The sequence below is a fragment of the Haloferax sp. SDI50 genome (assembly GCF_059802635.1).
On record NZ_JBPULL010000001.1, the window covers coordinates 388,137 to 400,452 of the forward strand.

The window sequence follows — 12,316 nt, forward strand, 5'->3', positions numbered from 1 at the left end:
GAGCCGCCGGTTCAGGCGTCGATTTCGACTTCGTCGCGCTCGGCGTCGTCGTCGAGGTCGGTCAGTTCGTCGAGGTCGTCGGCGTCGCCGCGGATGTAGCGGACCGCCGCCGCGATGCCGACGAGGAGGATGAACCCGACGAGCAGTGCCATACCGGGGCCGCCACTCGACTCGGATTCGTCGGCCTCGTCGCCTTCGTCGGCGTCGAACTCGGCGTCGTAGTCGTCGTACGATTCGTCGTCGGCTTCGAGCGCGTCCCCGTCGCGCCCCTTGGAGAGGAGCGGTGCGCTGTTGGTCGGGCTGAACTCGAAGCCGTCGTGCAGGTGGACCTCGAAGAGTGTGAAGTCGGCCATACCAATCAGTACGCTCACAAGATGGATATGCCTTGTGGCGACGGACTGATGCGGGCCGTCTCGGGCCGTCTTGGGCCGCCGCGGGACGCTGCGAGCCACGACGCCCCGCTCGGCTTCCGGTGTGGTGTGCTGGAGTCGCTGTGTTCTTGTTTCGCCGCCCCCGAGCGTCCCGTATGGACGACGACCGACGCACCTTCCTCGAAGACCTGCTCACCACACCCAGTCCGTCCGGCTACGAGGTCGCCGGCCAGCGCGTGTGGGTGGACTACGTCTCGCAGTTCGCCGACGACGTGACGGTCGACGACTACGGCAACGCCGTCGCGGTCCACGAGGGAACCGGCGAGGGCCCGGAAATCGCCTTCACCGGCCACGCGGACCAAATCGGCTACATCGTCCGCGACATCGACGACGACGGTTTCGTCCGTATCGGCCCCATCGGCGGCGCGGACCGCACCGTCTCGAAGGGCCAGCACGTGACGGTCCACGGCGACGACGGCGACGTGGCGGGCGTCATCGGCCAGACCGCCATCCACCTCCGCGACGTGGGCAGCGAGGAGTACGACGACCTCGAAGAGCAGTTCGTCGATATCGGCGCGACGAGCAAGGGCGACGCGAAGGACCACGTCGAAGTGGGCGACCCCGTGACGGTCGAAGCGCGGGTCCGCGACCTCGCGAGCGACCGCGTCGCGGCCAACGGGATGGACAACCGCGTCGGCACGTGGTCGGCCGCCGAGGGGCTGCGCGCCGCCGTCGAGGCCGACGTGGACGCGACGGTGTACGCCGTCAGCACCGTCCAGGAGGAAGTCGGCGTGCAGGGCGCGAAGATGGTCGGCTACGACCTCGACCCCGACGCGATGGTCGCCGTCGACGTGACCCACGCCACGGACAACCCCGACGTGCCCGGCAAGCGCAAAGGGCCAGTCGAACTCGGTGAGGGACCGGTCGTCTCCCGCGGGAGCGCGAACCACCCGAACGTCGTCGCGCTCGCCCGCGACGCGGCCGGAGAGGCCGACATCGGCGTGCAGTTGCAGGCCGCCGGCATCCGCACGGGAACCGACGCGGACGCCTTCTACACGAGTCGCTCCGGCATCCCCTCGCTCAACATCGGCATCCCGAACCGCTACATGCACACGCCCGTGGAAGTCGTCTCCACGAGCGACCTCGACGACGTGGCCGAACTCCTCGGGTCGATGGCCGCGCTCGCGGGCGACGTGGAGTCGTTCGGCGTCGAACTGTGAGCGTTCCCGTCGACCCGTCGGCTGGCGGGCGGTGACTCCGCCATCTGTGCGTAGTTGTCGCACACGCCTCCGGCCGAAAGAAAACCGTTAAAAGTCGCCACACGGTGTTTCCACGTATGGCTGGAACTATCGAAGTACTCGTTCCCGGCGGGAAGGCGAACCCCGGTCCGCCGCTCGGCCCGGAACTCGGCCCGACCCCCGTCGACGTGCAGGACGTCGTCAACGACATCAACGACCAGACGGCTGCCTTCGACGGCATGGAAGTCCCCGTCACCGTCGAATACGACGACGACGGCTCGTTCAGCATCGAAGTCGGCGTCCCGCCGACGGCGGCGCTCATCAAGGACGAAGTCGGATTCGACACCGGCAGCGGCGAACCCCAGGAGAACTTCGTCGCCGACATGTCCATCGAACAGCTGAAGAAGGTCGCAGAGCAGAAGTCCTCTGACCTGCTCTCGTACGACCTCAAGAACGCCTCGAAGGAAGTCGCCGGGACGTGTGCGTCCCTCGGCGTCACCATCGAGGGCGAAGACGCCCGCACGTTCAAACAGCGCATCGACGGCGGCGACTTCGACGACTACTTCGACGACGAGTAATCGTCTCGGAACCGTCTCGGCGGTTCGAACCGCCCTTTCCGTCGGGTCGAGTCGACTCGGCCCGCTTTCTTCTCTCCACCGACCCGATTCGACCCGGAGCGGCCCGACCGTCGACGACCTCACATCGCTCGCGTGCTCGCCAGCCCGCATGTGTGGCTGTGGCACGCGAAACCCCCGAATTCGGGGGTTTCGGCTCCCGTAGTTCGACGGACTTAAGTTGAGCCTACTCGTCCTGCCGGACGAGGCAGGCAGTAGCCTGTTTCACTGACCCGTAGGAGCAATCCTGCGTACTACGGAGGTGAATAATGGCAGACACAATAGTTGACGCAGTCTCTCGCGCTCTCGACGAGGCACCCGGGCGGAACTTCCGCGAAACGGTTGACCTCGCCGTGAACTTGCGAGACTTAGATCTTAACGACCCGTCGAAGCGTGTCGACGAGAGCATCGTGCTCCCGTCTGGCACCGGCCAGGACACCCAGATTGTGGTGTTCGCGACCGGTGAAACCGCGCTCCGCGCAGAGGATGCCGCCGACGAAGTTCTCGGGCCCGACGAGCTCGAAGACTTCGGCGACGACACCGATGCGGCGAAAGACCTTGCCGACGAGACCGACTTCTTCGTTGCCGAGGCTGGACTGATGCAGGACATCGGTCGCTACCTCGGTACCGTGCTCGGTCCCCGTGGTAAGATGCCGACCCCGCTTCAGCCCGACGACGACGTCGTCGAGACGGTGAACCGGATGAAGAACACGGTGCAGCTCCGCTCGCGCGACCGTCGGACGTTCCACACGCGCGTCGGCGCAGACGACATGACGCCCGACGAAATCGCGGAGAACATCGACGTCATCGTCCGTCGTCTCGAAGCGACGCTCGAAAAGGGCCCGCTCAACATCGATTCCGTCTACGTGAAGACGACGATGGGGCCGTCCGTGGAGGTGCCCGCATGAGCGAATCCGAGGTTCGGCAGACCGAGGTCATCCCGCAGTGGAAGCGTGAAGAGGTCGACGAGCTCGTCGACTTCATCGAATCCTACGAATCCGTCGGCGTCGTCGGCGTCGCGGGCATTCCGAGCCGCCAGCTTCAGTCCATGCGCCGCGAGCTTCACGGCTCGGCCGCCGTGCGCATGAGCCGGAACACGCTCGTGAACCGCGCGCTCGACGAAGTCAACGACGGCTTCGAGGAGCTCAAGGAGTACATCGCCGGGCAGGTCGCCCTCATCGGCACGAACGACAACCCGTTCGCCCTGTTCAAGGAGCTCGAGGCGTCGAAGACGCCCGCGCCCATCAACGCCGGTGAAGTCGCCCCGAACGACATCGTCATCCCCGAGGGTGACACCGGTGTCGACCCGGGTCCGTTCGTCGGCGAACTCCAGCAGGTCGGGGCGTCCGCCCGCATCATGGACGGCTCGATCAAGGTGACGGAAGACTCCAACGTCCTCTCCGAGGGCGAGGAAGTCTCCGAGGAACTCGCGAACGTCCTGGCGGAACTCGGCATCGAGCCCAAGGAGGTCGGTCTCGACCTCCGCGGCGTCTTCTCCGAAGGCGTCCTGTTCGAGCCCGACGAACTCGCCATCGACGTGGACGAGTACCGCGCCGACATCCAGTCGGCCGTCTCCGCCGCGACGAACCTCTCTGTCAACGCGGTCTACCCGACCGCCCAGACCGCGCCGACGCTCATCGCCAAGGCGACGAGCGAGGCCAAGGCCGTCGGTCTGTTCGCCAACATCGAGAGCCCGGACTTCATGCCCGAGCTCATCTCGAAGGCGGACGCCCAGCTTCGGGCGCTCGCGGCGAACATCGACGACGAAGAGGCGCTTCCCGAGGAACTCCGCGGCGTGTCCGCGGCTGACACGGGTGCCGCCGAGGAAGAAGAATCGACTGACGAAGAAGCAGCGGACGCCGACGAGGCAGACGCCGCCGCCGACGAAGACGCCGCCGACGACGACGGCGACGACGAAGACGCTGGCGACGCCCTCGGCTCCCTGTTCTAACAACACACAAGGTACACAACAATGGAATACGTCTACGCTGCGCTCATCCTGAACGAGTCGGACGAAGAGGTCAACGAAGAGAACATCACCGCGGTCCTCGAGGCCGCCGGTGTCGATGTCGAAGAATCCCGCGTCAAGGCGCTCGTCGCCGCGCTCGAGGACGTCGACATCGAAGAGGCCATCGAGACGGCCGCCGCCGCCCCCGCGCCCGCTGCGGGCGGTTCCGCCGGTGGCGAGGTCGAGGCCGCTGACGACGACGACGAGGAAGACGCCGAAGAAGAGGCCGCTGACGAAGGCGGCGACGACGACGGCGACGACGACGAAGAAGCCGACGGCGAGGGCCTCGGCGCGCTCTTCGGCTAAACTTCCGCGAGACCCCGCCGCATCCGCGGCGACGCTCGGTTCGAAACACCGATTTCTTTCGACGCAATCCGCAAGCGGCGGCTCCGTCCGTCTCCCGACTCGGATACTGACCGCGCTGGCAGCGCCAGCATCGCCGTCGGCGTCGGTGGCGGTGAGAGCGCGCTGCGGCGCGCGTAGCTTCATACCCGAAGCCGCGGCCACTCCGCCTCGATGCTCCTCACCGGCGGCGCGGCCGTCACCCACCTCGGCCGAGTGGCGACGCTCGCGTCGTCCGTCGCGGCCGACCCGACGACCGCGGTCCTCCTCGGCGTGGTCGCCGGCGTCTGTCTCGGAACCTGCTCGGGGCTGGTCCCCGGTCTCCACGCCAACGCCTTTGCCCTGCTTCTCGCCGGAGTCGCCTCGGGGTTCCCCGGCCCGCCGGTCGCCGTCGCGGCGGCCGTCCTCGCCGCCTCGACCGTCCACACGTTCCTCGACGTGGTGCCGGCGTTGACGCTCGGCGTGCCCGACGCCGCGCTCGCGCCGGGCGCGTTGCCGGCGCACAAACTCGTCCTCGGCGGGCGCGGGCGGGAGGCGCTTCGGCTATCGGCGCTCGGCAGCGGTGCAGCGCTCTGTCTGGCGGTTCCGGTCGCGGTGCCGCTCACGGAGGTGCTGGTCGAGGGCTACCCCGTCGTCCGCGACCACCTGTGGCTTGTCCTCGTCAGCGTCGCCGCCGCGCTCGTCTGGACCGAACCGAGTCGACGGGCGAAGCTGGCGGCCTGCGTGACCATCGCCGCCTCGACGGGGCTGGGCCTCGCCGTCCTCGACCGGCCGTTCGGGGGGCCGCTCCCCGTCGGCGGCGTGTTGGCCCCGCTTTTGGCCGGGCTGTTCGGCGTCCCGGTCCTCTTGGCGGCGCGGCGGGGCTCCGGCGTGCCGCCGCAGGGCGACGCCGCGCTCGCAACGTCGCCGGGGTCGGTCGCGCGGAGCGTCGCCGCGGGGACCGGCGGCGGGGCGTTCGTCGGCTACCTCCCGGGCGTCTCCGCCGGCGTCGCCGGGACGCTCGCGCTCGCCGCGCTCCCCAGGACCGACCCCGACAAATCGACGCGGGCCTACGTCACCGCGACCAGCGCGGCCACGACGGCGACGACGGTGTTCGCGCTGTTCGCGCTGGCCGGGTTGGGGACGCCCAGAACGGGCGCGCTCGTCGCGCTCACGGAGGCGGAACTCCCGACGGGACTCGGCCTCGCGGTGCCGGTGACGGTCGTCTCGGGGCTCTGCGGGGCGGTGTTGGTTCCGGTCGTCGGCGACCGGGCGCTCGCGGTTGTCGGACGGCTCGACCAGCGCCGACTCGTCGCCGCCGTCTGCGCCCTGCTCGTCGCGCTCTCGTGGGCGTTCGCGGGGGGCGGCGGCGTCGCCGTCCTCATCGTCGCCGCGGTCATCGGGCACCTCCCCGTCCGGTTCGGCTGTCGGCGCGTCCACCTGATGTGCGTCCTCATGGGACCGTTGGCGCTCGGATGAGTCGTGTCCACGCGGGCCACGGATTTCCCCCGCAGGAACCCGGAAAGACAACGGTTAAAAGTCGCGCGCCGGTTTATGAGCGTATGAGCGAGTCCGAACAGCGACACGCGCACCAGTGTGTGTCCTGTGGCATCAACATCGCCGGCATGAGCGCGGCGACGTTCAAGTGCCCCGACTGCGGCCAGGAGATTTCGCGTTGTTCCAAGTGCCGCAAGCAGAGCAACCTCTACGAGTGTCCCGACTGCGGCTTCATGGGTCCATAATCATGGGAAAAGTAGCTGCTAAAATCAAGGTCATGCCGAACAGCCCCGAACTCGACCTCGACAGCCTCGAGGACGCGCTCGAAGACTCCCTGCCCGAGGGTGCGAAAATCAAGGGCTTCGAACGCGACGACGTCGCGTTCGGACTCGTCGCCCTCCTGCCGACCGTCATCGTCCCCGACGACGCCGGCGGCACCGAGGCCGTCGAGGAAGCGTTCATCGAAGTCGAAGGCGTCGAGAGCGTCTCCGTCGAGAACGTCGGCCGTATCTGAACTGACGACCGACCTTTTTCGCAGGCAAGTCCCGGAGCGACCGCGTCGCCCGTCGCCCGTCGTCAGCGGCGCTCCATGAAGTAGACGCCGAGGACGACGCCGAACGTGAGCCCGAGCATCACGCCGATGGGTAGCGAGTTGCCGATGACGCCCGCGACGCCGCCGAGGAGGAACCCGAGAGACAGCCCGATACCGAACTGCTCGGCGCTGTGGCTCGACCCCTCGTGGTCGTCGGAATCGACCATCGCGCGGTCTGCGGGTTCGGTGTAGCTCTGTCGCTGTACGGACTCCGCGCTCAGGGAGACTGACTCCTGGGACATACCTCACTATTCATCGTGCTATTCAATAACCCTTACTCGCGTTCCCAACTCGCGGCAACGACTGGTCGACCACCGGTGCGCGAGGGCGCTCGAGGACGGGCGCGTGCGGACGAGTCGCGGGGTCCGAGCCTCAGAACGCCGCGTCGAACGCCCGCTCGAGGTCGGCTTTCATGTCGTCGATGTGCTCGATGCCGACCGAAACGCGAATGAGGCCGTCGGTGAGGCCCGCTTCGAGTCGCTCCTCGCGGGGGATGGCCGCATGAGTCATCGCCGCGGGCTGTTCGATGAGGCTCTCGACGCCGCCGAGACTCTCGGCGAGCGTGAACACCTCGGTTTCCTCGACGACGGTCGAGGCCTGTTCGAGCGAGCCGTCGAGTTCGAACGAGAGCATCCCGCCGAAATCGTCCATCTGCTCGGCCGCGAGGTCGTGTTGCGGGTGGGAGTCGAGGCCGGGATAGAACACCTCGGAGACCGCCTCGTGGTCGTCGAGCCACGCGGCGAGGTCGCGGGCGTTGTCGCAGTGGCGGTCCATCCGGACCGGGAGCGTCTTCGTCCCGCGAAGGACGAGGAAGCAGTCGAACGGCGAGGGCGTCGCGCCGACGGAGTTCTGGTAGAAGCCGAGTTCCTCGTCGAGTTCCTCGTCGTCGGTGACGAGCGCGCCGCCGACAACGTCGGAGTGGCCGCCGAGATACTTCGTCAGCGAGTGCGAGACGATGTCCGCGCCGTGGTCGAGGGGGCGCTGGAGGTACGGCGTGGCGAAGGTGTTGTCGACGGCGCACAGCGCGTCGACCTCGTGGGCGATGTCGGCGAGCGCGCCGATGTCGTTGACGCGCATGAGGGGGTTCGTCGGCGTCTCGACCCACACCAGTTCGGTCTCGTCGCGGACGGCGTCGCGGACGGCGTCGTGGTCGGTGGTGTCGACGAAGTCGAACTCGAGGTCGTACTTCTCGTACACCTGCGTGAAGATGCGGTGGGTGCCGCCGTAGACGTCGTTGCCGGCGACGACGTGGTCACCCGCCTCGAGGAGGTTGAGCACGGTGTTTATCGAGCCCATCCCCGAGGCGAAGGCGCGGCCGTACGAGCCGTGTTCGAGCGCCGCGAGGTTCGATTCGAGGTCGGTTCGCGTCGGGTTCCCGGTGCGAGAGTACTCGTAGCCGCGGTGGTCGCCCGGCCCGTCTTGGGCGTACGTCGAGTTCGCGTAGATGGGCGTCATGAGCGCCCCTGTCTCCTCGTCGGGCTCCTGTCCCGCGTGGATGGCGCGCGTCTCGATGCGCCGCTCGTCTTCGGACATACGAGAAGCGCCGCGCCGACTCGGGTTAAGTCCGTCCCTCCCGCGCGACCACGCGGGAGACACACACGCGCGGTTCGTAACGTGCAATTTATAATGGCGACGCAAGTATTCGTTCTCACGACTATGCCGAGCTCCAACGGTCCGATGAAGGGGACGCGAGGAAAGCTCTCGAACAAGCCGCGCGAGCGCGGCACTTCGCCGCCGCAGCGCGCCATCGCGGAATTCGAGGAGGGCCAGAAGGTCCACCTCAACATCGACCCGAGCGTTCGCGAGGGTCGCTTCCACCCGCGCTTCAACGGTCTCACCGGTGAAGTCACCGGGAAGCAGGGCCGTGCGTTCAAGGTCCAGATCAACGACGGCGGCAAAGAGAAGACGGTCATCGTCCGTCCCGCTCACCTGCGCGCCCAGCAGTAAGCGATGACCATCTTCAAAGAAAAGCTCGACGAGGAGTATCTGACGACCTCCGAGGTCAAGGAACTGCTCGCCGAGGTTGAGGCGGAACGCGCCGCCGACGAAGAGCGCGAGATGCGCTACGAACTGGCCCGTGCGATAGAACACGTCAACCGGTTCGCCCACCTCGACCCCGAGGAATCTCGCGAACTCGTCGAGGAGCTCGCCGAGCTCGAGAAGGTCGACGGTCCGACCGCCATCAAAATCGCGGACCTCCTCCCGCAGTCGCGCGACGAACTCCGCGCGGTGTTCGCCCAGCAGCGCTACGCGCTCTCGGGCGACGAACTCGACGAAATCCTCAACGTCGTCGCGAAGTACGTCTGACCGCGTGACAGCGCGGCCAACTATTTAAATATCGGCTCGCCGTAACTACTGGTATGACACGTACGGAGAGCGGTGACGCCGACGCCACGACCGAGTACGTCGTCGTACTCGACGTACTCCGCCACGGGCGTCAAGGAGACGACCGACGGCGCTTCGACGCGGCACCCATCGCGTACGCGCTCGGAGAGTCCGACTTCCGTCTCCTCGAGCTGACCCTCGTCGAAGACGCCGACGTGAGCATCGGCGACCGACTCGTCGTCTCCCCGGTCGCCGACCGCGAGCTGATTCAGTCCGTCGAAGAACTCTCGTACGGCGACCTCTCGAACACGGCGACGGCCGAAGTCGACTACGTCGTCGAGGACATCGTCGAGGCCGACGAACGGCGGTTCGTCGACTTCTACAACGACGCACAGCCCATCACGCTGCGGCTCCACCAGCTCAACTTGCTGCCCGGCATCGGCAAGAAGCTCCGCGACAAGATTCTCGAATCGCGCAAGCGACAGGGGCCGTTCGAGTCGTTCGAGGACCTCGAAGCGCGCGTCTCGGGGCTCCACCGCCCGAAGGAGGTCATCGTCGAGCGCATCCTCGACGAACTCCGCGACAACGACGTGAAGTACAAGACGTTCGTCGGACGCGACGGGCGGTAGCGGAACGGGACTTTTACCCGCTCCCGCACGATACCTCTCCCAATGACGAGCGACGGCAGCGAACAGGTCCGCGAGGCCGCCGCGCGCGACCCGGACGCCCTCATCCGGCGGGCGGGCGCTCGCGGGAACCCGGACCACGACCAGCACTTCCTCGTCGACGACCGCGTCGTCGACCGAATCCCGACGTATCTCCCCGAGGACGCGGACCGCTCGCACGTCCTCGAAATCGGCGGCGGGCCGGGCGTCCTCACGGACCGACTGCTCGGCGTGGCCGACCGCGTGACCGTCGTCGAACAGGACCGGACGTTCGCCGCGCACCTGCGCCGCGAGTTCGCTGACGAAGTCGAATCGGGACGGCTCACCGTCGTCGAGGGCGACGCGCTCGAGGTCGACCTGCCCGAGTTCACCGCGTGCGTTTCGAACCTCCCGTACGGCATCTCCTCGGAGATCTCGTTCCGGCTGCTCCCCCGCGGCAAGCCGCTCGTGTTGATGTTCCAAAAGGAGTTCGGCGAGCGGATGGCCGCCGAGGCGGGCACCTCGGAGTACGGTCGCCTCTCGGTGAGCACCCAGCACTACGGTGAGGTCGAACTCTGCGAGCACGTCCCCCGCGAGGCGTTCGACCCCAAGCCCGCGGTCCAGAGTGTCGTCGTCCGAATCACGCCGCGCGAGCCGGAGTACGAGGTCGACGACGAGGCGTTCTTCCTCGACTTCGTGAAGGCGCTGTTCACCCAGCGGCGAAAGACCATCAGAAACGGCATCCGCAACACGGCGCACATCTCCGGGCTGTCGGACCCCGAAGCGGTCGTCGAGGCCGCCGACGAGGACGTGCTCCGAAAGCGCGCCGGCAACATGGCACCCGCCGAGTTCGCCGAACTCGCGCAACTCGCCGCGTCGGTCGGCCTATAATCCATGACGCTCCCCGCACTCGCCGCGGTGCTCTTCCGCCTCGCCTCGACGGCAACCCCCCTCCAGAGCGGTACGGTTCTCGACATCGCGTCGCTGTTCCCGACGTTCGAACTCCGCGTCGCCGCGAGCGTCCTCGTGACCGTCGCGGTCGTCGCCGTCTGGCGGCTCGGCGCTCGACTCCACGACAAGGAATTTGAGGCCGTCTCGATGCCGGTGTGGCATCTCTCGGTGACCGTGCTTCGACTCGTCGTCGTCGCCGGCGGCGGGGGGTTCGTCTTCGCGCTCTGGTCGCTGTCGGGCGACATCGGCACGATTTCGGCGCAGTACGACCTCGGCAGAGAGACGTTCGTCCGCATCGCGCTGTCGGCGGCGTTCGTCGTCGGCGCGTACGTTCTCACGAGCGTCCTCGGCCGGTTCATCGGTGAAATCGCGAGTACGCGCCCGGAGATTTCGGACCACCAGCGCGAAATCATCTACCGCATCGCGCAGGTGACGACCTACCTCACCACGCTCGCGGTCATCCTCGGTATCTGGCGGGCGGACCTCGGCGGCTTCCTCGTCGGCGCTGGCTTCCTCGGCATCGTGGTCGGTATGGCCGCGAGACAGACCCTCGGGTCGCTCATCGCGGGCTTCGTCATCATGTTCTCTCGGCCGTTCGAAATCGGTGACTGGGTCGAAGTCGGCGACCACGAGGGTATCGTCACCGAAATCACGGTCGTGAACACGCGTATCCAGACGTTCGACGGCGAGTTCGTGATGATTCCAAACGACGTGGTGAGTTCGGAGAGCCTCGTCAACCGGAGCCGAAAGGGGCGGCTCCGCCTCGACATCGAGGTTGGCGTCGACTACGACGCCGACATCGACCGCGCCGCAGAGGTGGCGCAGGCGGCCGTCGAAGACCTCGACGAGGTGCTGTCGGTGCCGAAGCCGCAGGTCGTCGCAAAGCGGTTCGGTGACTCGGCGGTCGTCCTCGGGGTGCGCCCGTGGATAGACCGCCCGAGCGCCCGGCGGTGGTGGCGCGCGCGCACCGCGACCATCTCGGCCGTCAGCGAGGCGTTCGACGAGGAGGGAATCGCGATCCCGTTCCCGCAGCGCGCGCTGTCCGAGCGCGACCCTTCGGGTCCGATTTCGCTCACGGACCAGCGACCCGAGGCGAGCCCCGAGGCCGACGGCGGCGTCGAGGGAGGCGACGAATGACCGACCTCGCCGAGCGCCGCGGGATGAACACCTCGGTCTACCAGCCCGCGGAGGACTCCGGGCTACTCGCGCAGGCCGCGGTCGGGCGCGTCTCGGGGTGCGTCCTCGAAGTCGGGACCGGTTCAGGCTGGGTCGCAGAACGGCTCGCGACGAAGACCGACGCGGACGTGGTCGCGAGCGACCTCAACCCCCACGCTTGCCGGCAGGCGGCCGAGCGCGCCGCCGCCCTCCGCGAGGAGGGCCACCGCGGCTTCGAGGTCGTCCGCGGGAGCCTCGTCGAACCGTTCCGCGACGACGCCTTCGACGCGGTGGCGTTCAACCCGCCGTACCTCCCCGAGGACCTCGAAGCCGCGCGCGACGACTGGATGGAGGTCGCGCTCACCGGCGGCGAGGACGGCCGCGAAATCATCGACCCCTTCCTCGACACCGTCGGGCGCGTGCTCAAACCCGGCGGCACGGTCTTCCTCCTCGTGAGTAGCTTCACCGGCTACGACGAGGTGCTCGCCCGCGCCGAGGCCAACGGCTTCGGTCACGAGGTCGTCGTCCAAGAGTCGTACCCCTACGAGACGCTCACGGTGCTCGCGATGGAATAACTAATGCGCATATGTTGATACAGGA

The 12,316-nt window shown here is 67.6% G+C and carries 17 protein-coding genes; 14 read left to right on the plus strand and 3 right to left on the minus strand.

Features of this window, described 5'->3' with window-relative positions; translation table 11 throughout:
- Positions 1-11: 11 nt before the first annotated feature.
- Positions 12-353 carry a hypothetical protein gene (locus ACSR87_RS01995; RefSeq protein ID WP_498529314.1) on the minus strand — a complete coding sequence of 114 codons (342 nt, stop codon included), beginning with the start codon at positions 351-353 and terminating at the stop codon, positions 12-14.
- A gap of 173 nt (positions 354-526) precedes the next feature.
- On the opposite strand from ACSR87_RS01995, the gene ACSR87_RS02000 reads away from it, so the two are divergent.
- The 8 genes from ACSR87_RS02000 (at position 527) to ACSR87_RS02035 (ending at position 6,563) form a co-directional block, all read left to right on the plus strand.
- Positions 527-1,591, plus strand: coding sequence for a zinc-binding metallopeptidase family protein (locus ACSR87_RS02000; protein WP_498529315.1), 1,065 nt, complete (start codon positions 527-529; stop codon positions 1,589-1,591).
- 116 nt (positions 1,592-1,707) lie between these two features.
- Positions 1,708-2,187 carry a 50S ribosomal protein L11 gene (locus tag ACSR87_RS02005; protein WP_004043005.1) on the plus strand — a complete coding sequence of 160 codons (480 nt, stop codon included), beginning with the start codon at positions 1,708-1,710 and terminating at the stop codon, positions 2,185-2,187.
- Positions 2,188-2,492: 305 nt separating this feature from the next.
- On the plus strand, positions 2,493-3,131 hold the full coding sequence (locus ACSR87_RS02010; RefSeq protein ID WP_004043003.1) for a 50S ribosomal protein L1: 639 nt from the start codon (positions 2,493-2,495) through the stop codon (positions 3,129-3,131).
- Complete coding sequence (locus tag ACSR87_RS02015) at positions 3,128-4,174, plus strand: 50S ribosomal protein L10 (RefSeq protein ID WP_498529316.1); 1,047 nt, start codon at positions 3,128-3,130, stop codon at positions 4,172-4,174. Before ACSR87_RS02010 ends, ACSR87_RS02015 begins: the two co-directional genes overlap by 4 nt.
- A 21-nt stretch (positions 4,175-4,195) precedes the next feature.
- Entirely contained in the window at positions 4,196-4,537 is a 342-nt protein-coding gene (gene rpl12p, locus ACSR87_RS02020) for a 50S ribosomal protein P1 (protein ID WP_004043001.1), read from the plus strand.
- Positions 4,538-4,747: 210 nt separating this feature from the next.
- Positions 4,748-6,031: a tripartite tricarboxylate transporter permease gene (locus ACSR87_RS02025; protein WP_498529317.1), complete on the plus strand. Its 1,284-nt coding sequence runs from the start codon at positions 4,748-4,750 to the stop codon at positions 6,029-6,031.
- Between the two features lie 83 nt (positions 6,032-6,114).
- On the plus strand, positions 6,115-6,294 hold the full coding sequence (locus ACSR87_RS02030; protein WP_004042997.1) for an HVO_2753 family zinc finger protein: 180 nt from the start codon (positions 6,115-6,117) through the stop codon (positions 6,292-6,294).
- Positions 6,295-6,296: 2 nt separating this feature from the next.
- A complete protein-coding gene (locus tag ACSR87_RS02035; protein ID WP_004042995.1) occupies positions 6,297-6,563 on the plus strand; it encodes an elongation factor 1-beta in 267 nt (88 codons plus the stop codon).
- 62 nt (positions 6,564-6,625) lie between these two features.
- Here the strand turns inward: ACSR87_RS02035 and ACSR87_RS02040 are convergent, their stop codons facing one another.
- Together ACSR87_RS02040 and ACSR87_RS02045 are read right to left on the minus strand one after the other, a co-directional pair.
- Positions 6,626-6,883, minus strand: a complete 258-nt coding sequence (locus tag ACSR87_RS02040) for a glycine zipper domain-containing protein (RefSeq protein WP_498529318.1) — start codon at positions 6,881-6,883, stop codon at positions 6,626-6,628.
- Between the two features lie 130 nt (positions 6,884-7,013).
- Positions 7,014-8,174, minus strand: coding sequence for a cystathionine gamma-synthase (locus ACSR87_RS02045; protein ID WP_498529319.1), 1,161 nt, complete (start codon positions 8,172-8,174; stop codon positions 7,014-7,016).
- Positions 8,175-8,297: 123 nt separating this feature from the next.
- On the opposite strand from ACSR87_RS02045, the gene ACSR87_RS02050 reads away from it, so the two are divergent.
- The 6 genes from ACSR87_RS02050 to ACSR87_RS02075 are packed head-to-tail and all read left to right on the plus strand — an operon-like array spanning position 8,298 to position 12,291.
- Complete coding sequence (locus ACSR87_RS02050) at positions 8,298-8,588, plus strand: 50S ribosomal protein L21e (protein ID WP_004061361.1); 291 nt, start codon at positions 8,298-8,300, stop codon at positions 8,586-8,588.
- A gap of 3 nt (positions 8,589-8,591) precedes the next feature.
- Positions 8,592-8,948 (plus strand): RNA polymerase Rpb4 family protein, encoded by a 357-nt coding sequence (locus ACSR87_RS02055; protein WP_004042989.1) that lies wholly within the window; start codon positions 8,592-8,594, stop codon positions 8,946-8,948.
- Positions 8,949-9,001: 53 nt separating this feature from the next.
- On the plus strand, positions 9,002-9,595 hold the full coding sequence (locus tag ACSR87_RS02060; RefSeq protein WP_498529320.1) for a DUF655 domain-containing protein: 594 nt from the start codon (positions 9,002-9,004) through the stop codon (positions 9,593-9,595).
- 42 nt (positions 9,596-9,637) lie between these two features.
- The gene (locus ACSR87_RS02065; protein WP_498529321.1) at positions 9,638-10,501 is read left to right on the plus strand and encodes a 16S ribosomal RNA methyltransferase A; all 864 of its coding nucleotides are present in this window, start codon (positions 9,638-9,640) and stop codon (positions 10,499-10,501) included.
- A 3-nt stretch (positions 10,502-10,504) separates the two neighbouring features.
- Positions 10,505-11,698 carry a mechanosensitive ion channel family protein gene (locus ACSR87_RS02070; protein WP_498529322.1) on the plus strand — a complete coding sequence of 398 codons (1,194 nt, stop codon included), beginning with the start codon at positions 10,505-10,507 and terminating at the stop codon, positions 11,696-11,698.
- Positions 11,695-12,291 carry a HemK2/MTQ2 family protein methyltransferase gene (locus ACSR87_RS02075; protein WP_498529323.1) on the plus strand — a complete coding sequence of 199 codons (597 nt, stop codon included), beginning with the start codon at positions 11,695-11,697 and terminating at the stop codon, positions 12,289-12,291. Before ACSR87_RS02070 ends, ACSR87_RS02075 begins: the two co-directional genes overlap by 4 nt.
- Positions 12,292-12,316 lie beyond the last annotated feature (25 nt).